Genomic DNA, 22,752 nt, shown 5'->3' on the forward strand with positions numbered 1-22,752 from the left:
ACCGGAAGGATCTGCCATGCGGATGCAGCGCGGCTTCACCCTGCTGGAAATTCTGGTGGTTATCGGGCTGATGGCGATGCTGTCGTTGGCCGTGCTGGTGGTGCCGGTGTGGACCGATGATGGCCGTCAGTTGGACACCAGTATCGCCAAGCTCACGGACCAACTGGTGTTGCTCAATGAGCAAAGCCTGTTTTCCGGCCGGCTGATGGCGATGCGTTTCACCGAGCGCGGCTGGACCCCGGTGGAATACGATGTGGGAGCGCGGGTGTTCCGTCCAGCGGAGGGCAACGGCCTCAGCGCCGAATCCTTGCCGGAAGGCATCGAGTTGCTGTGGGAAGTGGAGGAACTGGAGCGCGATGAGGATGACCGGGTGACGCCGGTGAATCTCGGTGATGTGGCCAAACGGCTGGTGGACGACAGCAAGTTTTCCGGTGGCATCGGGCTGCTGGACAAGGAGCAGTCGGAGAAAGACGAACAAGCCCGCTCCGAGCCGTTGCCCCAGGTGTTTTTCTTTCCCAGTGGTGAAACCACGCCGGTGTTGCTCACGCTCCGTGCCATCAACGAACCGGACCTGGAAATCCGCCGTCGCCTCACCGCGCTTGGCCAGATTCGCGACCCGGATGATGCGGAGGCCATTCGCGAAGAAGAAGAGCGCAGCCAGACCATCCGTGAGATGCGCACCCGGACCAGCGAAGACCCCGGTAGTCTGTTCAACCTGAAACGGGACGAGCAATGAAAACGCAGAGCGGGTTCACCCTGGTGGAAGTGCTGCTGGCCCTGGCCGTTCTGTCCCTGGCGATGATCGCGCTTGGACAGACTCTGGGCGCCAGCGCCGTGGCCTACCGCAACATCGACGACACCCGGCTGGCCTATATGGTGGCGGCGGACAAGCTGGTGGAGATGCAGACCTTCCAGCTGTGGCCGGAAAACGGGGAACAGGATGACCGCGTCAAATATGGCGAGCGCGAATGGTGGGTGCAAACCAAAATCAGCGATGGCCCGTACCCGGATACCCGCCGTGTGGATATCGATGTGGGGCCTCTGATCGACGATGAGGAAAGGGGGCTGGCATACAGCCTCGCCAGTCTGATCGGCAAACCCGCCGCCGCCATGAACAATCAGAATAACCCGGGGGGATAATGCGCCAGCGTGGCTTTACCTTGCTGGAAATGCTGGTGGTGATCGGCATCTTCGCCATGATGTACATAGTGGCGGTGGAGTTTCTCAGCAACGCGCTGGATAGCCGGGAGCAGCTGGCCGAAGGCGCCACCGAGATGGAAAACAGCCAGCGCGCGGTGACCTATCTCACCCTCGATTTCGAGCAGCTTATTTCCCGTCCCGTGCGGGATGGCTATGGCGACTACCAGCCGGCCATGATCGGCACCGAGCAATACGTGGAGTTCACTCGCCTGGGCTGGTCCAATCCCTTTCAACTGCGCCGCCGCAGCGAGATGCAGAGGGTCATCTACGTTTTCGAGAACGGCACTTTGTACCGGCGCTACTGGCCGGTGCTCGATACCACCGTGGCCACGGAATATCAGGAAGACGTTCTGATCGACAACGTCAAACGCTTCACCGTGCGCTACCTGGACCAGAACGATCAGGGTGAGTGGCAGTGGCTGGAATTCTGGCCCGAGCCGAATGTGGCGACCCAGCCGGTGTGGCTGCAGCGGTTGCCGCGCAGCGTCGAGATCAGCGTTGAACTGGAAAGCGGCGATGTGCTGCACCGCTTCTTCCGCACGGTGGTGAACCCATGGGCGTGACCGCGATGAGCCCGCGCCGCCAGCGCGGCATGGCCCTGATTATCGTTTTGATGCTGTTCGCCATCCTTGCGGCGGTGGCCACGGAGGTGATGTTCCGCCAGGACCGTTTCCGCACCCGCGCCGACAATCTGCTGCAATGGGACAAGCGCTATCAGTACGCCATGGCGGTGGAAGTGGTGGCCACGCAGGGGCTGATCGACGATCTGGAAGACGACAAGGGCAATAACGCCATGGTGGACGATTGCGTGGAAGAGCAATGGGCGGTGGAATTGCCCGCCACGCCTTATGAAGACGCCATCCTCAGTGCCTCAGTGCAGGATCTGCAGGGCCGCTTCAACCTCAACTGGCTGGGCACCGCCAGTGGCCCCGGATTTGAACGCAATGAGGAAAACCGGGAGCGCCTGCGGAGACTGCTGGAGCAAGTGCTGCCGGAGCCCAACAAGGCTTCCCTGTTGTCCAATGAGATGGCGGACTGGATTGATACCAACAACATCGTCGACAACGTGGAAGGGGCGGAGGACAGCGAATATCGCTCCCGCCGTACGCCGAACATGGCGGTGGCTCACGAAACCGAATTGCGCGCGCTGCGCAGCTTCACCGTCGAGGATCTGTTTCCGGACATGATGATGTGGGGGCTGTTCACCGCGCTGCCATCGGGCAGCAAACTGAACGTCAACACGGCGCCGCAGCCGGTGCTGGACGCGGTGCTGGGGACCATGGCGGGCAACGATGCCGCCAAGGCGGTGATGGCCCTGAGGGAAGAGGGGCCGATCGCCGCCGTCGACGACGTCATGGCACTGGCTCCGTTTACGTCCCTCGATGACGAGCAAAAACAGAACCTGTCAGGCATGCTGTCGGTGGGTAGCGAATATTTTCAGATTATGGTGGATGTGGAAGTGGACGGGCAGGTCAGCCGTCTGGTCAGCCGGTTGCGCCGCTCTTCCCAGGGCGGGCCGGACGGCACCCGGGTGTTCAGTCGTCAGGTGACGCCGCTGCTGAGCCCCCTCGAACCGGCCTGCAATCCCTTCTACAATGCGGAAAACGAAAGCAATAATACCGTGGAACTGAACCCGAACGGCTAGGCCCGTAGCGGCGGTTAAATAAACGGAAAAGGACGATATTTGTGGCCACAGCACTGATTTATCTGGCCCCGGGGGCATTCCGTAATGGACTCGCCGCAAGCCCGGCGCTGTACCAGGAATCGCCGGCGGACCCGGTGAGCGAGGGCAGTCTGTCGCAGGCGCTGGAGGCGCTGCATGGGGGCAGTGCGCGGATCGTCATCGGCGGCGCGGATGCCCTGTGCACCCACGTCAACCTGTCACGGAAGCAAGCGCGTCATCTGCAAAGGGTGTTGCCCTTTCTGCTCGAGGAGCAGCTGCTGGACGCCCCCGAGCGGCTTTGGTTCGCCGCCGGTAAAGGCGATCACGGCCGCTACCCGGTCACCGTGGTGGACCGGGAAGCCGTGGATGCCCTGCTGGCCTTGGCCAGGGACGTGCATGTGCACATCACCAGCATCAAATCTTTGGGGGATGTACTGGCCCGCAGTGCGCCGGTGGCCGTGGCCGTGCCGGGTTGCCAGACACTGGTACTGGATCGCGAGCGGGCCTTGAGCTATGCCGATGAAGCCCAGCTCAGCTCGCTGATGGCCCTGTGCATGGCCCCGGATGAAGAGGAATTCGCGGTCGCCGGGGAGCCCGTGTCGAACGATCCGGAACAGCCGCTGGCTCGCGTGGACTCCCCGACCGCTCTGTTTCAACAGCTCCGCGACGGCATCAATGACGCCGGCACCGTGGAGATCCTGCAGGGGGCTCTGGCCCCGCGCCAGAACCGTCGGGGCGGTCCCTCTCCATGGACGCCGTGGAAACCGGTGCTGGGCTTGGCCGCGGCGGTGTTCGTGCTGTCCCTGGTGGCGTTGGGTGTCCAGACCTGGCGCTACGAACGGGCCGCGGACCAGGCTCTCGCCGACGCCGGCAAACTCTACCAAAGTCTGTTCCCGGGGGATCGGGCCACCGCCGGTTTGCGGCGGCAATTCGAGGCCCGCCTGGCCCGCCTTTCCAGTGGCGGTGGCGCCACCGGCAGTGCCAGGTTGTTCCAGGTGCTGCCTTCGGTGGCGGCGGTGCTTTCCGCCAGCGAAGTGGAGCCCAAACGGCTGCAGTTCGATGAGCGCCAGGGCAATCTGTTGCTGGATCTGGGCGCCAAGGAATACGCCGACCTGGAGAAACTGCAAACCGCGTTACGGGAAAAGGGCGTCAATGCGTCCATCGCCAACTATCGCAACGGCCCCAATGGGGTCACCGCGCGTATTCGGGTGGAGCAGGCCGGATGAAACAACAAATAGAGCAAGCCCGAAGCCAATTGAACAAGCGGCTGCAACCCGCCTTTGAATGGTATGCCTCCAGGGAGCCCCGGGAGCAAATCATTCTGCAGTTGCTCGCCGCTGTCCTGGTGCTGTTCCTGATTTACGCATTGATCTGGCAGCCAGTCTGGAACGCGCGGGAATCCGCCCGTCAGCGTTACGTCGCCAACGAACAAACACGGCAGTGGATCGAGCTGAACGCGCCGGCGGTGCGCGAAGCCCGTGGCCAAAGCGACACTCGCAACAAGGCCAGCGCCTTCGGTGACAACTGGGTCAGCGAGATCAGCCGCTCGGCACAGAACCACGGCCTTACCCTGCAGGGGTTCACCCCCGACGGTGATCGTTCGGTGAGGATTCAACTGGAAGACCAGCCCGCCAATGCCGTGCTGATCTGGCTGCATTTCCTCGAAGAGCAGGGCCTCAACCTGGGCACCCTGGAGCTGGGGCCGGGTAACGAGTCCGGCACCGCCACGCTACGTGCGTCCCTGAGCCGCTAGGCGATGACGGGGCACGCTGGTGGCGCCGCCGCCCTGGCGGCCTGGTGGCTGTATACCCTCAACGCCATGGTCCTGGCGCTCGGCGTTAGCTGGGGGCTCTACAGCCTGTGCGATTATGGCTACTCGTTCTGGTATCCAACCCTTGATATTGAGGAGCACATCCGGGAATACGGCCCTCAGAACCGGTACCGTAGGGACTTCGAGCGGCTCGAAGCGGAGCAGTATCAAGCGCTGTTTCACGAAATCCGCGAGGCCGTCCACAACAACGGCGAAGGGTTGGAAAACATTCACTATCCCAATCGCCTGGAGCAACCGGTCCCGCTGCTGCGGGAGGCGGAAATCCTGCACCTCAGGGATGTGGCCCATCTGATCCGCCTGGGAACGGTGATCACGCTGATTGCCACCTGTCTCTGGTGGCCATTGGCCTTATGGGTACGGCATCAGCGCCGGCCGGCCGCCGGCACTCGTCTTATCGCTCTGGCGGTGCCGTTGCTGGGACTGGCGGGTTGGCTGCTGGTGGCCGGTCCGGAGGCGGTGTTTTACCAGTTTCATATCTGGCTCTTTCCGCCCGAACATGAATGGTTTTTCTACTGGCAGGACTCACTCATGAGCACATTGATGAAAGCGCCGGTGCTGTTCGGCGGTATCGCGCTGGTGCTGTCCGCCGGGGTTGCCATACTGACGCCCCTGATTTATTTCACCGGTCTGCGGCTGGCGGGGCGGGGGAGTCCTGCCAGCGCATGAGTGGTATCGAAGTACTGGGTCCGGACGCCAGCGGGGCCGAGAACGTTCAGCGCTGGGCGGCATCCGGGTTGCCGATACCGCCGAGCTGGCAGGTCAGCCGGGAGGCGGTGCTGGCACTGCAGGTGGACGATCTCGCCCGTCGTTTACGTGCTTTACCGCGTATGTTCGGCCGGCAACGCCGCTGGGTACTGCATCATGGCGTGATGAATCCCCGTTCCCGACGGGAAAGCCTGCTGAAGCTGGACAGTGATCAGGCCCTGGCCCACGCCCTCCATCAGTTGTTCGAACACCGCCCCGGACCGGACCACGCGATCATCCAGGCATTGCCGGATTTGCAGGCCGCCGGAGTGCTGTTCACTCGCCATCCGCTGCGTCAGGACCTGCCCCATATGGTGGTGGAGGGCGTTCCCGCCGGGGCTGGGGAGCGACAGCGGCTGGTGTTCGATACCGATGGGCGGCTGGTACATCATGGTGACGGCTCTCCGGCCCTGGACCGGATCGTTCCCACCGGGGCCCTGGTGACTCTGGGGCATTTGCTGCGCAATCAGTTTGACCATCCGCAGGCCGGGGAGTGGGTATATGACGGTGAGCGGATCTGGCTGCTGCAGAGCCTGCCGGTGGGTTCACTGCCAGTGCCCGAGGAAGCCTGGAACCGGCGGGCCGGCGGTGCCCTGTTCAATCAGGCCCTGACCCCGCTGTGGTATACGCTGGAAGGGCGCTGGCTGAAAACCGCCTTTTGGTGGCCACTGGCTCGCCGTCACGGCTGGAAGGAACTGGAGAACGTCGAGCCCTACCGGCGCCAACACAGCCATCTGTACAGTAATGCGCTTTACTTTCGCCGCCTGGCGGAAACCTGGCCGGCGGCCTGGTCACAGGTGCCGCCGGCCTGGCAGCCGCCGGAGTCCCTGGACGATCCGACCTCCCGTCGGCGGTTGCCACCGCCACGCCGACGCTGGCTGTGGACACTGGCGGTACTCGAGCGTCGCTTGAAACAGTGCCACCGGAAACAAGAATGGGCTGGAAACAATGACCGGGATGCCCTCTGGCACCAACTGATCGCGCTGGATCGCATCGGCGAACGACTGGCCCGTCTGGAAGGCCGGTTGTGTTATCTGTGGCTGCCGGAATTGGCGGATTTCCATGACCAGCCCTTTCCGCTCACATCGCTGCTGACGGCCTCTGAACTGCGAGCGCTGGATCAGGCCCTTGATTTGAAAAAGAGGGATGTGGGAAAGAGGGATGTGGGGGACGCGGGGCAGGGGGCGGAGTTGGCGACGCTGCGCCCGGGTGATGATCCGGTGCATGCGCCGGTGCGGGACAGCCCTTCCTTGACGGCGGTATTGGAGGCCGCCGGCGAACGGCGCCGGCGTCATGATCCCAGCGACCGATTGGATACGGAGGTGGCCGCCTGGTTGTCGTTGGCAAAGCGGGCGCGGGCGTTGCGGCAGGCGTTGGCACAACAACTGCGGGAATGGTTGGTCCGTGCCGCCGGTGAGTTGGTATCGCAAGAGTTGCTGGCTCATCCGGACGATATCCATTTTCTGTATTTCGATGAGCTGTGGACCTTGTGGATGCAGCGCCGCATTCCCAAATCCGCCGCCGGGCGCATCATCGCCCAGCGTAAGGTCCGCTATCTGGAAGACGCTTTGGTCGGCGCGCCGGATTGGAAAATGGACCGCATCGGCTACGGTTTCGGCGGCAACACCTCCGAGCCCTTATTGCTCGGACTGCCTCTGGTGGCGGGGCGAGTGGAAGGGCCGGTCCGCCGGCTCTGCAGTGCCTGGGCACTGAACAATATCCGGCCCGGCGATGTGCTGGTGGTGGATGAAGTGGACGCCGCCTGGACTCCCTGGCTGGCGCGCGCCGGCGCCTTGATCCTGAGCCGCCGGGACCCGGCCAATCCCGCCGCCAGCCTGGCCCGGGCCTGCGGCATCCCGGCGGTATGGGGGCTGGCCGATGCCCTGCACGGTGTGCGCGACGAGGAATGGGTGGTGCTGGACGGCGCGGCGGGCACCGTGGCCAGGAACACGTCGCCGGCGCCGGGCGGCTAGTCCTCGTCGATATAGCCGAGCAGGTGAGGGACCATCTTTTCGATCTCTTTGCGGGTCATTCCCTTACGGGCGGCGTAGTCGTCCATTTGATCCTTGCCGAGCTTTCCGGTACCGAAATACTTGGCTTCCGGGTGAGAGAAGTACCAACCGGATACCGCCGCCGCCGGGAACATGGCGTAGTGTTCGGTGAGCGTCATGCCGGCGTTTGTTTCCGGCTCCAGCAGCTCCCACAGCAGGGCTTTTTCGGTGTGATCCGGGCAGGCCGGATAACCCGGAGCGGGGCGAATGCCCCGGTACTGCTCGGAAATCAGAGCGTTATTATCCAGGGTCTCATCCGCGGCGTATCCCCAGAACTCCTTGCGCACCCGCTCATGCAGACGTTCGGCGAAGGCCTCGGCAAGCCGGTCCGCCAAAGCCTTTAGCATGATCGCGGAATAATCGTCATGGTCCGCCTCGAAGCGCGCCACGTGCTCGTCGATACCGATGCCGGTGGTGACCGCGAAGCCGCCCAGCCAGTCCTGTTTGCCGCTGTCTTTCGGCGCGATGAAATCACTCAGGCAATAATCCGGTTTATCGTTCTTTGTCCGGTCCAATTGCTGGCGCAGATGATGCAGTGTCATGAACGGTTCGGTGTCGCCGGGCTGCCGGAACAACTGAATGTCATCCATGTCCGATTGCGCCGGCCAGAAGCCGATCACACCCCGCGCGGTGAGCCATTTCTCCTTGAGCAGACGATCCAGCATGTCGCGCGCGTCCTGGTAAAGCCGGGTGGCTTCCTCGCCCACCACGTCGTCCTCGAGAATACGGGGGAAGCGGCCGGCCAGTTCCCAGGAGCGGAAAAACGGGGTCCAGTCAATGCGCTCCACCAGCTCTTCCAAAGGATAGTCGTCAAACACCTTGAGGCCCTTGACCTTCGGCTCCGGCGGCGTGTAGCTGCTCCAGTCCGGCTGGAACCGGTGTTTCCGGGCCTTCTCGATACTGACCAGGGAGCGGTCCACCTGCTGTTGTTTGCGCCGTTCGCGCAGGCTCTGGTAGGTGGCCTTGGTCTCCTCCACATAGCCGTCTTTCTGGGTATCGGACAGTAGCCGGGAAACCACGCCGACGGCGCGGGAGGCGTCCGCCACATGGATCACGGCATGGTGGTAGTTCGGATCGATCTTCACCGCGGTGTGGATGCGGCTGGTGGTGGCGCCGCCAATCATCAGCGGCAGATCCATCTCCAGCCGTTCCATCTCGCTGGCCACATGGACCATTTCGTCCAGGGAAGGGGTGATCAGGCCGGACAGACCGATGATATCCACCTTTTCCGCACGGGCGGTTTCAAGGATTTTATCGCAGGGCACCATGACGCCAAGGTCGATGACCTCATAGCCGTTACACTGCAGCACCACGCCGACGATGTTCTTGCCGATATCGTGAACATCCCCTTTCACCGTGGCCATCAGGATGCGCCCGTTGGACTCATCCTGGGTGCCCATTTCCTCTTTTTCCTTTTCCATGAACGGCAGCAGATAGGCCACCGCCTTTTTCATTACCCGGGCGGATTTCACCACCTGGGGCAGGAACATCTTGCCGGCGCCGAACAGATCGCCGACCACGTTCATGCCATCCATCAACGGGCCTTCGATCACGTGCAGAGGGCGCTCCGCCCGCAGCCGGGCTTCCTCGGTGTCGCTTTCCACATGATCGGCAATACCTTTGACCAGGGCGTGCTCGAGCCGCTTCTCCACCGGCCAGGAGCGCCACTCCTGGTCTTCCTTCTTGACTTCCTTGTCGCCGCTGTCGCGGTACTTTTCGGCCAGATCGAGTAGACGTTCGGTGCCATCCTCGCGGCGATTCATTACCACGTCTTCCACCGCGTCGCGCAGTTCCGCCGGAATGTCCGCGTAGATCGCCAGCTGCGATGGGTTGACGATACCCATGTCCATACCACTCTGGATGGCGTGGTATAAAAACACCGCGTGAATCGCCTCGCGCACCGGGTTGTTGCCCCGGAATGAGAAGCTCACGTTGGAGACACCGCCGGAAATCAACGCGTGGGGCAGGGTGCGTTTGATCTCCGCCACGGCTTCGATGAAGTCCACCGCGTAATTGTTGTGCTCCTCGATACCGGTGGCGATGGCGAAGATGTTCGGGTCAAAGATAATGTCTTCCGGCGGGAAGCCCACCTCTTCGGTCAGCAGCTTGTAGGCGCGGCTGCAGATCGCCACTTTCTGCTCACGGGTTTCCGCCTGGCCGTTCTCATCGAACGCCATCACCACGGTGGCGGCACCGTAGCGGCGGATCAGGCGCGCCTGATTCAGGAACGCCTCTTCCCCTTCCTTGAGGGAGATGGAGTTCACCACGCCCTTGCCCTGAATGCATTTCAGGCCAGCTTCGATCACTTCCCACTTGGAAGAGTCGATCATGATCGGCACTTTGGAAATTTCCGGTTCCGAAGCCACCAGATTGAGGAACCGGACCATGCACTCGAGGGAGTCCAGCATGCCCTCGTCCATATTGATATCGATGATCTGGGCGCCGTTTTCCACCTGGTCCCGGGCCACATCCAGCGCGGTGTCGTAATCGCCTTCCTTGATCAGACGTAAAAAGCGCTTGGAACCGGTGACATTGGTGCGCTCGCCCACGTTCACGAACAGGGAGTCGGGCGCGATGCTGCAGGGTTCAAGGCCGGACAGGCGGCATTGCACCGGGATCGCGGGCAGAGCACGTGGTGCACAGTCCCGCACCGCCTCCGCCATGGCGGCGATGTGTTCCGGGGTGGTACCACAGCAGCCGCCAATGATGTTGAGAAAGCCTTTTTGCGCCCAACCACGGATTTCCTTCGCCATGGTGTCCGGATCCAGGTCGTACTCGCCCATTTCGTTGGGCAGTCCGGCATTGGGGTGGGCGGAGACGTGGAATTCGGAGATGCGCGACAGCTCTTCGATATAAGGGCGCAGTTCCATCGGGCCCAGAGCACAGTTCAGGCCCATGGAAATGGGTCTGGCATGGCGCAGCGAATTATAAAAAGCCTCGGTGGTCTGCCCGGTAAGAGTCCGGCCGGAGGCATCGGTAATGGTGCCGGAAATCATTACCGGTAGATCGAGCCCACGCTCGTAACAATACTGATCCACCGCGAATACCGCCGCCTTGGCGTTCAAGGTGTCAAAGATGGTTTCGATCAGAATCAGATCCGAACCACCCTGGACCAGACCGTCCACGGCTTCCAGATACGCTTCCACCAAAGCGTCGAAGTTGACGTTGCGGTAGCTGGGATCGTTCACATCCGGACTGATACTGGCGGTGCGGTTGGTGGGGCCCAGAACCCCGGCGACAAAACGCGGCCGCTCCGGCGTGGCCAGCGCGTCGGCGGCGCGACGGGCCACCTCGGCGGAGGCCTTGTTCAATTCATGGGCCAGCGCCTGCATGTCGTAGTCCGCCATGGCGATGGCGGTACTGTTGAAAGAGTTGGTCTCGATGATATCGGCGCCCGCTTCCAGGTAGGCGCGATGCAACGCTTCGATTTTTTCCGGCTGAGTAATGGACAGAAGGTCATTGTTGCCCTTCAGATCGCAGTGCCAGTCCGCGTACCGAGCGCCCCGGTAGTCGTCTTCGTTGAGCTTGAGGCGCTGAATCATGGTGCCCATGCCCCCGTCCAGGATGACGATGCGATCCTGCATGAGAGAGGTGAGCTGCGCGCGGCGTTGGTTCGACATGAACTGCTCCGTTGGGTGACCGGGGGCGCATTATAGCGGCTGGGACGGTGTTGCCCAACGCACCCGAGTGCCCGCTATACTGAGCGCCTTTGCCGGGATCATGCTCATGGCGCCCTCATCGAGGGCCGGATTGTGACCGGTTGATAGTCGTATTGTAAAAAAAACCGCCAATGCACTGTATACGGTGGGGCAGGCGCGCGCGTTTGCGCATAATGCGCCCTTTTACTGTTAATGGTCCCGGAACGGGCCTTGAATCATCAACATAGCGTAGGAGGCATGATGCGCAAACAATGCTTGGTCCTGGCATGCGCCCTGGCAGCGGGGCCAGCCCTGAGTTACGCCCAGGAAGCGGAAAAAGCGGCTGAACCGCGTGGCTGGGACATCGAACTGGAAGGCTCTTACCTTCTGAAGTCCGGCAACACCCGCTCCCAGAACGCGGCCGCCGCGGCCAATCTGACCCACGATGGCCGGCTATGGCGTCATACTGGTAAACTGGAAGCGGTCAATGAGATGTCCCGCAACGATGACACCCGCGAGGACGAGCGCACCGCCGAACGCTATTACGGCTCTTACAAGCTGGATCGCAAGTTCGGCGATCTCGGCCGGAACTACATTTTCAATATCGTCACCTACGACAAAGACAACTTCTCTGGCTATCACTATCAGGCCAGTTATGCCATTGGTCTTGGCCGTCGTTTCCTGGATACGGAAACCCACACTCTGGACCTGGAAGCCGGCCCCGGTTACCGCGTGGACTGCCTGGATCCCTCTGATTCCTACACCAGCTGTCAGGATACCGAGGAAAGTCTGATCGGCCGCTTCGCCGCCAAATACGAGTGGAAGATTTCCGAAACCGCTACCTTCAAGGAAGATTTCACCACCGAAGTGGGTGATGAGAACACCGTGGTACGGGCGGAAACCTCGCTGACGTCCAAGATCAACGATCATTTCTCACTGCGGCTCAGCCATCTGCTGAAGCGCAACTCCAAGGTGCCGGATGACGGCAGCCACCGCAGCGACCAGGAAACCCGGGTCTCCGTGGTCTACACTTTCTGACCGACATAAAAAAAGCCGGCCCGAGGGCCGGCTTTTTTTAATTGGTCGGAGTAGCAGGATTCGAACCTGCGACCCCTACGTCCCGAACGTAGTGCTCTACCAGGCTGAGCTATACTCCGAATGTGGTGGCGTATTCTAGCAGCGAATTTTCAGAATGCTACTGTTTTGCAACGGGAATTTATCCGGTTGTCCATATTCTGCTCAATTACCCGTACAATGCGCCTTCTTTGGCCTGCCTGATAGCCGGTTTGATGCCCGAATTACCTGAACAACTGGACGATCTGCGTCTGCGGCGCTGGCCCCGTCGGCGCGATGAGCGCCTGCAAGCCTGGGATGCGGCGGACCGGTATTTGCTCAAGACATTGCAAGAGCAGGGGGCGGGGTCGGCCACTCTGGTGCTAAACGACCAATGCGGGGCCCTGTGGCTGACGGCGCTGCGGCGTGGCCCGGCATGCAGCCACGGCGACTCCTGGCTGGCCTGGCGCGCGGCGGCGGCCAACGCCGCCGACAATGCCATGACATTACCGCAAGCCGGCTGGTCGTGGCCTTGGCAAGCACCTTCGATCCGCCCTGACCAGGTACTGATGCGGGTTCCCAAGGAGTTGTCGCTGCTGGAGGCGCAACTGGACTGGCTGGCGCGCATTGTTCCGGAAGGCACACCGATCTGGCTGGCCGGGATGGACAAGCACCTGCCGCCGAACCTGGTGCCTTTGATGGAGGCTTATCTGGGCAATGGCCAGGCCGGATTGGGTTGGAAAAAGGCGCGACGGTTCTCGGCCCTTGCCCCTGGCAAGACCCTTGGGCCGGTGCCGGAAGAGGCTCTGGTCAGCGTGCCGGAGCGTGGTTGGGAACTGCATACCGGCGCCGGCGTCTTCGGGCGCCAGCATCTGGATATCGGCGCGCGCTTCCTGCTGGAGCATCTGCCCCGGCAGGTGGAAGGGGAGATCGCAGACCTGGGGTGCGGCAATGGCGTGCTGGGCCTGACGCTGGCGACGGACAATCCCCGGGCGCGGGTGACGTTCTGCGATGAGTCCTTTCTGGCGGTGGAAAGCGCACGCCGTAACGCGGGCCTTTATATTCCCGAACCCGAGCGCTGCCGGTTCCATCTGGGCAATGGTCTGGATGGCCTGGAGCAGCGGTTCGACCTGATCGTGCTGAACCCGCCGTTCCACCGGGGCCATGCCGTCGACGACCGGGTCGCGTTGACGCTGTTTCGTCATGCCCGACGGCATTTGGCGGAAGAAGGCGCGTTGTGGGTGGTGGCGAATCGGCATTTACCCTATCGCCCGCCGTTGCGGCGGGCGTTCGCTCAGGTGGACGTGGTGGCGGCCAACACCAAGTTCGTCATTTATCGGTGCAGTCAGAGAGCGACGTCGTAAAAGGTTTCAGCGCGGGCATGTGATGTGTTCAGCAAAACCTTTTCGCGGTCCAGCAGGGTGGTGCGCAGGCCGGCCTCCCGCGCCGCGTCCAATTCCGCTTCCACGTCGGAGAGAAACAACACCCGCTCGGGAGCCACGCCGATGTCGGCGGTGATACGCCGGTAGCTGTCGGCTTCTTTCTTGCCGCCGCTGGTGGTGTCGTAATAGCCGCTGAACAACGGCGTCAGGTCACCGGCCTCACTGTAGCCGAAGAACAGCTTCTGGGCGGCGATGGAGCCGGACGAATACACGTACAGCTTCAGCCCCCGAGCCTGCCATTCCCGCAGCTGTTCCACCGCGTCGGAATACATGTGAGCCTGGTAGTCGCCACTCTCATAACCCGCTTGCCAGATCATGCCCTGCAGCGTTTTCAGAGGCGTGATCTTGCGGTCCTCGGCGATCCAGCCGCGGAACAAGGCCGCGGCCTGCTCCGGTGACGCCAGCGGCTGGCCGCTCTCGGCACGGGCCTGGGCCACGCATTCCGCCACGGCGGGCCGTTCCCAGTGCGTGCGCAGGAAAGCTTCCATTTCCCGGTCGGCATAGGGGAACAGCACTTCCTTGACGAAGGAAATACTGCTGGTGGTGCCTTCGATGTCGGTGAGAATGGCCTCGATCGTCATCGAATCAGTTCTCCAGGCGGCTGAACCGGCCGGCGATATCACTGCCGGTGAAGTTGGCCACCCAGCCTTCCGGATTATTGAACAAACGGATGGCCACGAAGTGCGGGTTCGGGCCCATATCGAACCAGTGCGCGGTATTAGCCGGCACCGAGATCAGGTCGCCCTTGGTGCACAACACTTCATAAACCTGGCCCTCGATGTGCAACGTAAACAGTCCCTGACCCTCGACGAAGAAACGAACCTCGTCTTCCGAGTGGCGGTGCTCGTCCAGAAACTTTTCCCGGAACACCGCTTTGTCCGGATGATCCGGTTGCATGCTGACCACGTCCACGGTCTGGTAGCCTTCCTCGCGCTTCAGGCGGTCGATGTCCTGGGCGTAGGCTTCCAGCACTTCTTCCTGGGATGGACTGGCCGTCAACGGCTTGGTCGCCTGCCATTGTTCATAGCGGATCCCGGCCTTGGCCAGTTCCACCGCCATGGCGGCTTTGCTTTCCACCACCAGTTGCGGATTCTCCGGTTCACCGTCGTGGAAAATTTTCAGATTGCTCATGGGATGATCCTCGTTACGATCTCTACGCCTGCGGGGTGGGGTCAACCCAGCCGGCGACGATCCAGTTCAATGGCCAGCAGCGTCTCCAACGCCTCCAACTGGCGGTAACAGGTGGCCATATCCGCGGCCCAGGTGTACAGACCATGGCCACGGATCAGGTAAGCGTGGTTGGCCAGGCCCTGGTCCATGGCCTGATCCACCCGTGCCGACAACTCGGCGATGTCCTGAGTATTGTCGAATACGGGCAGGGTGACCCGGGTGTCGTGGGTGGTAATGCCCTCCAGCGCTTTCAGCAGCTCATACCCTTCCAGGGTAAGGTGATCCGCCGGCCAGTGCATGGTCAACACGGTGGAGGCATGGCTGTGGGTATGCAGCACCGCGCCGACCTTGTCAAAACGCCGGTAGAGCTGGGTGTGCAACAGGGTTTCCGCCGAGGGCTTGCCATCCCCCACCGGCTGGCCCTGCAAATCCACCACCATGATATCGGTTTCTTCCAGCAGCCCCTTGTCCTTGCCGGAGCAGGTAATGGCGGCGTGCCCGGCGTTCAAGCGTATTGAGTAATTACTGCTGGTGGCGGGGGACCAGCCCTGCTGATACAGACGATGGCCGGTGGCCGCCAGGGTGCGGGCGGCTTCACGGAAGGCGGCGATGGAATAGGGGCGCTGGCTCATGAGGCACTCCGGGCGAAATACGCCGCCATGGCGGTCGGGTCGGGGGACGGGATAACCCCGTTTTCAGTAACAATGGCGCTGATCAAGGCGGCCGGCGTCACATCGAAGGCGGGATTATGGACCGGGCAGTCCGCCGGGGCGCAGGGCTGGCCCGCCACCTGCCGGACTTCCTCCGCCGGACGTTGCTCGATGACGATGCCGGAACCGTCCTGCATCGCCGCGTCCAGGGTCGAATCCGGTGCCGCGACAATGAACGGAATGCCATGATGGCGAGCCAGCACGGCCAGGGAATAGGTGCCGATCTTGTTGGCGGTATCGCCGTTGGCGGCGATGCGGTCGGCACCAACGATCACCACATCCACCTCGCCCTGGGCCATCAGCATGGCGGCGCAACTGTCCACCACCAGGGTGACGGGAATGCCGTCCTGCATCAGCTCCCAACTGGTCAGGCGAGCCCCCTGCTGCCAGGGCCGCGTCTCCCCGGCATACACTGACCGCAAGCGGCCTGCCTCCCAGGCGGAACGGATGATGCCGAGGGCGGTGCCGTGGCCGCCGGTGGCCAGAGCGCCGGTGTTGCAGTGGGTATAAACGCGGGCCCCTTCAGGCAGAAGGGCCAGACCCGCCTCGCCGAGACGCCGATTGGCGGCCAGATCGTCCCGATGCAGGCGCTCGGCCTGCTCACTCAGGTGCCGGGCGAGGGCAGCGCCACTGAGATCGCCGGCGGCCTGGCGCAGCCGGTCCAGCGCCCAGAACAAATTCACCGCGGTGGGGCGGCTCGCGGCAAGCACCTCGAAGGCCGGCGCCAGCGCCGCCAGGGACGCCTGGTCGCCAAGCCGTTGGGCTTCCAGTGCCAGGCCATAGCCGGCGGTGATGCCGATAGCGGGCGCGCCGCGCACCACCATCTCGCGAATGGCGTGGGCGGCGTCGCGCGCGTTGGTGATGCGCAGCCAGGTAGTGTCGGCGGGCAGGGCGCGCTGATCGAGCAGATCAAGCGCGGTGTCGTGCCAGCGGATCGCGAGACTCGCCAGGGCCATCAATGTCTCCGTGAAAGTAGCGAAAGCGTCACCCGGCACCGGGCCGGGGCGGTTATTCTACAACAGCCATCCACCACGAAGGCATCTCTTCGGGAATCCTCTTTTGCGGAGGCATCTTTTAGGGAGGTATCTTTTAGGGAGGTATCTTTTAGGGAGGTATCTTTTAGGGAGGATAGAGCAGCGGTTCCCGTCGCCGCCGGCGGCGAATCCAGTTCACCGCCCGGAACACACTGTGTTGACGAATGATGGCCCGCTCCAGCCGGTACTTGCCTGGAAAGGTGCTGACCATGACGGCGATCAGCATGGTCAGCAGGCCTTGCCCGGGCAGAATCAACATCAACAGACCGGCCACCAATAACACCACGGCAAGGGCATTGCGCAACGCCAACAACAGCCAATGGCCCGGGTGTCGGTAGTGAGTGGGGCGCCGCTCGGCGGTGAAATAATCCGCCGGCATGCGAATCACCAGCCAGGGAATGGCCAGGGTGGAAATCACCGCCATCAGCAGCCCAATCAAGGTGAGAGTGGGAAACCACGGTTCCAGGGTTTGTCCCAGTTGGTGCAGCCAGGGGGGCAGGCTCAGCGTCACTGCTCGGCTCTCCTCACAATTTTCCTTACACAGCCTTTGGCGTCTGGCCTCGTTGCCTGCGCACCAACAAACGGAGCGGGTTGGACGTCTGGCCAGTTAAACCGGTATGTTCCGCTTCGCATGGTTGGTGCCGTGCCGTCGCAATGGCCGGCGCATGACGCGTGAGTCGCCGGCCATGGGACAAGACCGGCGACCCTCCCGCGCAAATATGAGACCAGCGATGATGATTTTCAATGCATCGTCGTACAGCCCATGTACCGCCGTATAACATGGGACCGTCGGAGCGGCCAACCGTGCCACGGCGACCGTCTGGTGAGTCGAGACCAATCAACGAAGACATGGTGAAGCAGGAGAACCTTTATGGGGATGGCGGCGCAATTGGCTCTGGCAATCGGGATCGGTCTGCTGATCGGTGTACTGCTGGGGTTACTGATCTGGCGCTGGATGTCACGGCGCCGTGAAGCCGCCCTTGAGCGGCATCGCCATGCCCAGGTGCTGGAGAGCCTGGAAGTGCTCAGTCGTGCTTATATGCAAGGGCAGGTGGATGCCGGCGAGGCGAGCCTGCGAATGGCGGTGCTGCTGGACTGTTTGCCGGCGCGGATCGCGCCAAAAGTGGATCTGTCGGCGATTCATCAACTGGCCAGCGACTGCGAGAACTTTCATCGGGGCGATGCCCGCAAAGCGCTGCCTCCGGCTCAACGCAACCGGGAGGATCTTGACCGCCTGCGTCTGGAAGACGAGCAAGCGGAGGCGTTCATGCAGGCCACCGAACGGCTTGCGGGCGTGCTGGTGCAATGGCGGCAACAACTTTGTCCGCGCCGGCGGACTGACTGAAAAGACACTCGACTCAGGCGTCACGGCTGCGGGCGCCCTGTATACCATTGGGTATGATCGGCGCTTTCCATTGTTTGCAATTACCTTTACCAGTTATTGGAAGCCGAGTTCAGATTATGAGTGACACCTTGTACGTGGCCTTTCCCGCCAGCGAAACACTGTGCCAGCGTATCGATGCCTTTCTTGCCAAGATGCGGGAAAACCCGTCTGGCAACCATGCCGCGGATCTGGATGGCATCACCGATCCTTTCATCGACGAGGTCCTGCATACTTACTTCACCGGCCCGATCGAAGCGGTCAATGCGCGCGGCACCGCGGTGAATATGATCATGGGTGCCATGAAGGTGATCCGTAAGGCCGCCCACGGACTGGCCGGACGCCTGATGCGCAAAGCCAGCGTCGAGGAGCAACAGGCCCTGGCTCAACATTTCAGTTCACTGCGACTGGAAAAGGACGGCGGCGTCTTCGTCGGCTATCCATTGCCAGCGGATCTGGCGGAGCGTGCCAATCGGGTTTTCGAGTCATTCGCCAATGGGGAAGGGGAGATGGCGCATCTGGTGGAAGTGATGCACGGTATCACCGACGGGGCCATCGAAAACTATCTGGATAAGACCCTGGGCAGTCTGAAACTCGGCGCCATCAACCGTGGACTGGTGTCCACCGCTCGCGCCACCATCAACAAGGCTTCCACATCCGCCGTGGACAAGGGATTGCCGGCCATGGAGCGCAGTCACCGTAAACCGGTGGTGGCGTACTATCAGAGCCTGTTGCACCGATTCGGCTAACCACGGATATGTAAGACCGCGCCGACGGCACTACCGCCGGCGCGGCGCGGCTCAGGAGGCGTCGCCCTGGGTCGGGGTGGATGGAGCTGCAGCGCTCTTGGCCCGGGTGGCGGTTTTCTTACGAGTGGCTGCCTTTTTCTTTGCCGGCGTCTTTTTCACCGCGGCTTTTTTCTTGGCGGCCGCCTTTTTCCGAGGCGCGGCGGTTTGCTTCTTCACCGCGGCCGTTTTGCGTTTCGGTGCCGCTTTCGGTGCATCGCCGCCAACCCGCTTTTCAATATCCTTGGCGCGCTTTTCCAGATCCTTCTGGTACTGACCGATCACTTTGGCCAGGCTGTTGGCCTGCTTGGCGGTGGCCTTGAGCACCTTCACCTCGGTTTCCAGGAAACGCTTGCGGGCTTCCGATTCGTCCACCCGGGAGCGCGCCTCGTCCACCGCCTTGCGGGCGCGATCCAGCTGCCGCTTGACCGTGGCATTTGCTTTCTTCCGGTATTCCGCCTGCAGCTTCTCCAACCGATTGAGCGTGTCACGGCGCCGCTCAACCTCCTGATTAAGCCGCTGGCGAGCCTTTTCCAGCTGTTTTTCCAGTTGCGCGATCTGTTTATCCCTTTCGTTATCGAAACGTTCCGCCAACTTGCGGATCTGTGCCTGCAGATCGTCAAGGCGGCTTCGTACTGTATTCGCGGCCATGGATGACTCCCTTTCCCCGGATGGATGTGTGTGAGGGCCTTGATCAGCACCGGGTTGGAATCCTCCGCGGTGCCATTGAAACTTTATGTCACATCCTGAGGCTGGACAACAGCGCAGCGCCGCCGATTCACGTCATTCCGGCAATGCCATTGAGCTTTGCCGGGCCAGCGGAGATACTGCCCGCAGCGTAACGGGATAAACGGATATGGCGATTTCCTTTGACGGCAAGCTGGTGGTGGCGATCAGTTCGCGGGCGTTGTTCGATCTCAGTGACAGTCACAACGTGTATGAAGAAGAAGGGCTGGATGCGTTTCAGGAGTATCAGACTGCCCATGAGGACGACATCCTCAAGCCTGGCGACGCCTTTCCGCTGGTGACCAAGTTGCTGGCGATAAACCAGCTGGAGCAGGGCCGCGACCGGGTGGAAGTGATTTTGCTGTCTCGCAACAGCTCCGATACCGGCTTGCGCGTATTCAATTCCATAGAGCATTACGGTCTCCCGATCACCCGGGCGGCTTTTGCCGGCGGACAAAGCCCGCACCGTTATGTCTCGGCATTCGGCGCCCACTTGTTCCTGTCGACCAGCCCGGATGACGTGCGTCAGGTGCTGGACGCCGGGTTCGCGGCCGCCAATATCCTCTCCGGCGGACCGCTGGAACAGCAGGACGATCTCCTTCGCATCGCCTTCGATGGTGACGCGGTGTTGTTTTCCGACGAATCCGAGCGGGTCTTCCAGAGCGCCGGCCTGGAGGCGTTTGCCGAGAGCGAAAAGGCTGCCGCCTGGCAACCACTCAATGACGGGCCGTTCAAGCCTTTTCTGGAGGCGCTGCACCAGATCCAGAAGACCTTCCCGGTGGAGCAATGCCCGATTCGCACCGCTCTGGTCACCGCGCGCTCGGCGCCGGCCCATGAAAGGGTCGTGCGTACTCTGCGGGCCTGGGGGATTCGCCTGGACGAAAGCCTGTTCCTGGGAGGACTGCCGAAGGGGCCGTTTTTGCGCGCCTTCGGCGCCGATGTGTTTTTCGATGATCAACAGGGCCACTGCGAATCCGCCCGTGAGCATGTGGCCGCCGGCCATGTGCCGCATGGTATCGCCAATGCGCCGCCGGCGGACCCGTGACGCCCGTTCATGGTCTTGGCGCCGGTTCAGGCAAGGGGTGGAAAAAACGCCGCCCCTATGCTTTCTCTGAATAGTTCTTTATATTTTTATAACCTGTTCAGCATAGGCCGGGAGCGCCCATGAAACTCCAGCAGCTTCGTTATATCTGGGAAGTGGCCCGCCACGATCTGAATGTGTCCGCCACGGCCCAGGCCCTGTATACCTCGCAGCCCGGCATCAGTAAGCAGATCCGCATGCTGGAGGACGAATTGGGGGTGGAGGTGTTCGCCCGCAGTGGCAAGCACCTGACCCATGTGACCCCCGCGGGGGAGGCGATCCTGCGTATCGCCGGGGACATCCTCCAGCAGACCGAAGCGATCAAGAGGGTGGCCCAGGAGTTCCGCGACGAGACCAAGGGCGACCTGAGCATCGCCACCACGCATACCCAGGCCCGTTACGCGCTGCCCCCGGTAATTCAGAAGTTCACCCAGCGCTTCCCGGATGTCTCCCTGCATATGAATCAAGGCACGCCCATGCAGATTTCGGAGATGGCGGCGGATGGCAGTGTCGACTTCGCCATCGCCACCGAAGCCCTGGATCTGTTTTCCGACCTGGTGATGATGCCGTGCTACCGCTGGAACCGGACCGTGGTGGTGCCGGAAGGGCACCCACTCACCAAGATCAAGCCACTGACTCTGGACGCCCTGGCCGAGTACCCCATCGTCACCTATGTGTTCGGTTTTACCGGCCGCAGCAAGCTGGACGATGCCTTCGCCCGGCAGGGCCTGGAACCGAAAGTGGTGTTCACCGCCGCCGACGCGGACGTGATCAAAACCTATGTGCGCCTTGGCATGGGGGTGGGGATCGTCGCCCACATGGCGGTGGACCCGGTTCAGGACAAAGGGCTGGTCAATCTGGAAGCCGGCCATCTGTTCGAGCCCAGCACCACCCGGATCGGCTTCCGCAAAGGCACCTTCCTGCGCGGTTTCATGTACGAATTCATCCAGCTGTTCGCACCGCACCTGACCCGTGATGTCATTGACGCGGCGGTCCGGGCCAGCACCCGCGAGGAGCGCGAGGCGCTGTTTCAGAACATCGAACTGCCGATGCTGTGAGCGCCGGCTCAGGGGCGCCTATCCCGGTGAGCGCGTTGCAAAGCGACCAGGGCGCGGCTACATTGTGCCGGCCCGGAGACGCCGGGTGGTGCCGGCCCGGAGCCGCCGGGTGGTGCCGGCCCGGAGCCGCCGGGACCGCCGTTCGCGGCCAACGACACCGTCCATCTTCATTCAACCCCAAGGGGGATCAACGTGGAATTGTTATGTCTTGATCTGGAAGGGGTGCTGATCCCCGAGATCTGGATCAACTTCGCCGAGCGCACCGGAATCGAGGAACTGCGGGCCACCACCCGGGACATCCCCGATTACGACGAATTGATGCGAATGCGGCTGGGGCTGCTAGACCAGCATGGCTACGGTCTGCCGGATATCCAGGCGGTGATCGACACCCTGGAACCGCTGGATGGCGCCCGCGCCTTCGTCGATTGGGCGCGGGAGCATTTCCAACTGATCATCCTTTCCGACACCTTCTACGAGTTCGCCTTGCCGCTGATGCGCAAGCTGGGTAATCCGACCTTGTTCTGCCATCGCCTGGAAGTGGACGACAACGGCCGCATCACCGATTACGTACTGCGCCAGCAGGACCCCAAGCGGGCCTCGGTGAAGGCACTGCACAGCCTTAATTACCGGGTGATCGCCGCCGGTGATTCCTATAACGACACCACCATGTTGTCGGAAGCGGAGCAGGGCATTCTGTTTCACGCTCCGGATAATGTGATCGCGGAATTCCCTCAGTTCCCGGCGGTGCACAGCTACGAGGACCTGAAGAAGGAAATCGTCAAGGCCAGTGAGCGGGATATTCCGCTGTCTTGAGCGGCGAGTCAGTGATGAATGGGTTCTCGCGGATTAGCGGGAAACCTTTCTTCTCGAATGAAGACTCTTGTGCTTTGTAGCCGGGTCTTACGGGCACCCCCCGAGGTGCCCATGGCCCGCCGTGAATACGTCAAGACCCTCCGTCACTCCCCCCGCTGGGCGGATACCTCCCCTCGAAACGCCCTCCCTCTCCCGCCAACCCGCACTGAACCGGGAAAAGGCTCGCCGCACCTCGCCTCCATGGCTGTGTCTTGGTTAACAATTTACAGAGAAATCAGTTGTTTAGGAATGAAAGTTGACGCACTGTTTAAGCTCATGAGAGAGTGCAAATTCTTTCGCTCTTGCCGTGTCGCCGGGAATGGGGGGCGGGCT

The 22,752-nt window shown here is 62.0% G+C and carries 22 protein-coding genes and 1 tRNA gene; 15 read left to right on the plus strand and 8 right to left on the minus strand.

What is annotated here, in order from left to right:
* The first annotated feature begins 16 nt into the window (after positions 1–16).
* Genes B5T_RS10910 through B5T_RS10945 form a run of 8 tightly spaced genes read left to right on the plus strand, consistent with a single transcriptional unit; the run spans position 17 to position 7,411 of the window.
* Positions 17–736 (plus strand): prepilin-type N-terminal cleavage/methylation domain-containing protein, encoded by a 720-nt coding sequence (locus B5T_RS10910; RefSeq protein WP_051015471.1) that lies wholly within the window; start codon positions 17–19, stop codon positions 734–736.
* Entirely contained in the window at positions 733–1,140 is a 408-nt protein-coding gene (gene gspI / locus B5T_RS10915) for a type II secretion system minor pseudopilin GspI (protein WP_014994560.1), read from the plus strand. The genes B5T_RS10910 and gspI overlap by 4 nt, the downstream gene beginning before the upstream one ends.
* Complete coding sequence (gene gspJ, locus B5T_RS10920) at positions 1,140–1,763, plus strand: type II secretion system minor pseudopilin GspJ (protein ID WP_014994561.1); 624 nt, start codon at positions 1,140–1,142, stop codon at positions 1,761–1,763. The genes gspI and gspJ overlap by 1 nt, the downstream gene beginning before the upstream one ends.
* Positions 1,754–2,845, plus strand: a complete 1,092-nt coding sequence (gspK, locus tag B5T_RS10925) for a type II secretion system minor pseudopilin GspK (protein ID WP_014994562.1) — start codon at positions 1,754–1,756, stop codon at positions 2,843–2,845. The genes gspJ and gspK overlap by 10 nt, the downstream gene beginning before the upstream one ends.
* Before the next feature lie 41 nt (positions 2,846–2,886).
* Entirely contained in the window at positions 2,887–4,089 is a 1,203-nt protein-coding gene (gspL, locus tag B5T_RS10930) for a type II secretion system protein GspL (RefSeq protein WP_014994563.1), read from the plus strand.
* The gene (gene gspM / locus B5T_RS10935) at positions 4,086–4,616 is read left to right on the plus strand and encodes a type II secretion system protein GspM (RefSeq protein WP_014994564.1); all 531 of its coding nucleotides are present in this window, start codon (positions 4,086–4,088) and stop codon (positions 4,614–4,616) included. The genes gspL and gspM overlap by 4 nt, the downstream gene beginning before the upstream one ends.
* 3 nt (positions 4,617–4,619) lie before the next feature.
* Positions 4,620–5,360 carry a lipoprotein intramolecular transacylase Lit gene (locus tag B5T_RS10940; protein ID WP_014994565.1) on the plus strand — a complete coding sequence of 247 codons (741 nt, stop codon included), beginning with the start codon at positions 4,620–4,622 and terminating at the stop codon, positions 5,358–5,360.
* Positions 5,357–7,411 carry a PEP-utilizing enzyme gene (locus B5T_RS10945; protein WP_014994566.1) on the plus strand — a complete coding sequence of 685 codons (2,055 nt, stop codon included), beginning with the start codon at positions 5,357–5,359 and terminating at the stop codon, positions 7,409–7,411. The genes B5T_RS10940 and B5T_RS10945 overlap by 4 nt, the downstream gene beginning before the upstream one ends.
* Here the strand turns inward: B5T_RS10945 and metH are convergent.
* Positions 7,408–11,109 (minus strand): methionine synthase, encoded by a 3,702-nt coding sequence (gene metH, locus B5T_RS10950; RefSeq protein ID WP_014994567.1) that lies wholly within the window; start codon positions 11,107–11,109, stop codon positions 7,408–7,410. The two genes, B5T_RS10945 and metH, sit on opposite strands and share 4 nt — an antisense overlap.
* A gap of 279 nt (positions 11,110–11,388) precedes the next feature.
* On the opposite strand from metH, the gene B5T_RS10955 reads away from it, so the two are divergent.
* The gene (locus tag B5T_RS10955; protein ID WP_014994568.1) at positions 11,389–12,165 is read left to right on the plus strand and encodes a DUF481 domain-containing protein; all 777 of its coding nucleotides are present in this window, start codon (positions 11,389–11,391) and stop codon (positions 12,163–12,165) included.
* Between the two features lie 42 nt (positions 12,166–12,207).
* Here B5T_RS10955 and B5T_RS10960 read toward each other — a convergent pair.
* Positions 12,208–12,284: transfer RNA gene (locus B5T_RS10960), tRNA-Pro, on the minus strand.
* A 132-nt stretch (positions 12,285–12,416) separates the two neighbouring features.
* On the opposite strand from B5T_RS10960, the gene B5T_RS10965 reads away from it, so the two are divergent.
* A complete protein-coding gene (locus tag B5T_RS10965) occupies positions 12,417–13,544 on the plus strand; it encodes a methyltransferase (RefSeq protein WP_041716987.1) in 1,128 nt (375 codons plus the stop codon).
* Here B5T_RS10965 and mtnC read toward each other — a convergent pair.
* The 5 genes from mtnC to B5T_RS10990 all read right to left on the minus strand — a co-directional run bounded on the left by mtnC (position 13,526) and on the right by B5T_RS10990 (position 17,047).
* Positions 13,526–14,203 (minus strand): acireductone synthase, encoded by a 678-nt coding sequence (gene mtnC / locus B5T_RS10970; protein ID WP_014994570.1) that lies wholly within the window; start codon positions 14,201–14,203, stop codon positions 13,526–13,528. The two genes, B5T_RS10965 and mtnC, sit on opposite strands and share 19 nt — an antisense overlap.
* Positions 14,204–14,207: 4 nt before the next feature.
* The gene (locus tag B5T_RS10975; RefSeq protein ID WP_014994571.1) at positions 14,208–14,753 is read right to left on the minus strand and encodes a 1,2-dihydroxy-3-keto-5-methylthiopentene dioxygenase; all 546 of its coding nucleotides are present in this window, start codon (positions 14,751–14,753) and stop codon (positions 14,208–14,210) included.
* 41 nt (positions 14,754–14,794) lie between these two features.
* On the minus strand, positions 14,795–15,424 hold the full coding sequence (locus B5T_RS10980) for a methylthioribulose 1-phosphate dehydratase (RefSeq protein ID WP_014994572.1): 630 nt from the start codon (positions 15,422–15,424) through the stop codon (positions 14,795–14,797).
* Positions 15,421–16,458, minus strand: coding sequence for an S-methyl-5-thioribose-1-phosphate isomerase (gene mtnA, locus B5T_RS10985; protein WP_014994573.1), 1,038 nt, complete (start codon positions 16,456–16,458; stop codon positions 15,421–15,423). The genes B5T_RS10980 and mtnA overlap by 4 nt, the downstream gene beginning before the upstream one ends.
* Positions 16,459–16,621: 163 nt before the next feature.
* On the minus strand, positions 16,622–17,047 hold the full coding sequence (locus B5T_RS10990; protein WP_014994574.1) for a hypothetical protein: 426 nt from the start codon (positions 17,045–17,047) through the stop codon (positions 16,622–16,624).
* Positions 17,048–17,407: 360 nt separating this feature from the next.
* Between B5T_RS10990 and B5T_RS10995 the strand changes: the two genes are divergently transcribed.
* Together B5T_RS10995 and B5T_RS11000 are read left to right on the plus strand one after the other, a co-directional pair.
* Positions 17,408–17,881, plus strand: coding sequence for a DUF2489 domain-containing protein (locus B5T_RS10995; RefSeq protein ID WP_014994575.1), 474 nt, complete (start codon positions 17,408–17,410; stop codon positions 17,879–17,881).
* Between the two features lie 116 nt (positions 17,882–17,997).
* Positions 17,998–18,666 (plus strand): hypothetical protein, encoded by a 669-nt coding sequence (locus B5T_RS11000; protein WP_014994576.1) that lies wholly within the window; start codon positions 17,998–18,000, stop codon positions 18,664–18,666.
* A gap of 51 nt (positions 18,667–18,717) precedes the next feature.
* Here B5T_RS11000 and B5T_RS11005 read toward each other — a convergent pair whose 3' ends face one another.
* Positions 18,718–19,353, minus strand: a complete 636-nt coding sequence (locus B5T_RS11005) for a hypothetical protein (RefSeq protein WP_014994577.1) — start codon at positions 19,351–19,353, stop codon at positions 18,718–18,720.
* Between the two features lie 205 nt (positions 19,354–19,558).
* On the opposite strand from B5T_RS11005, the gene B5T_RS11015 reads away from it, so the two are divergent.
* The 3 genes from B5T_RS11015 to thrH all read left to right on the plus strand — a co-directional run bounded on the left by B5T_RS11015 (position 19,559) and on the right by thrH (position 22,380).
* A complete protein-coding gene (locus tag B5T_RS11015) occupies positions 19,559–20,473 on the plus strand; it encodes a 5'-nucleotidase (RefSeq protein ID WP_014994578.1) in 915 nt (304 codons plus the stop codon).
* A 119-nt stretch (positions 20,474–20,592) separates the two neighbouring features.
* Positions 20,593–21,567, plus strand: coding sequence for an HTH-type transcriptional regulator CysB (gene cysB / locus B5T_RS11020; RefSeq protein ID WP_014994579.1), 975 nt, complete (start codon positions 20,593–20,595; stop codon positions 21,565–21,567).
* A gap of 192 nt (positions 21,568–21,759) precedes the next feature.
* Entirely contained in the window at positions 21,760–22,380 is a 621-nt protein-coding gene (thrH, locus tag B5T_RS11025) for a bifunctional phosphoserine phosphatase/homoserine phosphotransferase ThrH (RefSeq protein ID WP_014994580.1), read from the plus strand.
* The last annotated feature ends 372 nt before the right edge of the window (positions 22,381–22,752 follow it).

Source organism: Alloalcanivorax dieselolei B5 (assembly GCF_000300005.1).
In the GTDB taxonomy this organism is placed as follows: Bacteria; Pseudomonadota; Gammaproteobacteria; order Pseudomonadales; family Alcanivoracaceae; genus Alloalcanivorax; species Alloalcanivorax dieselolei.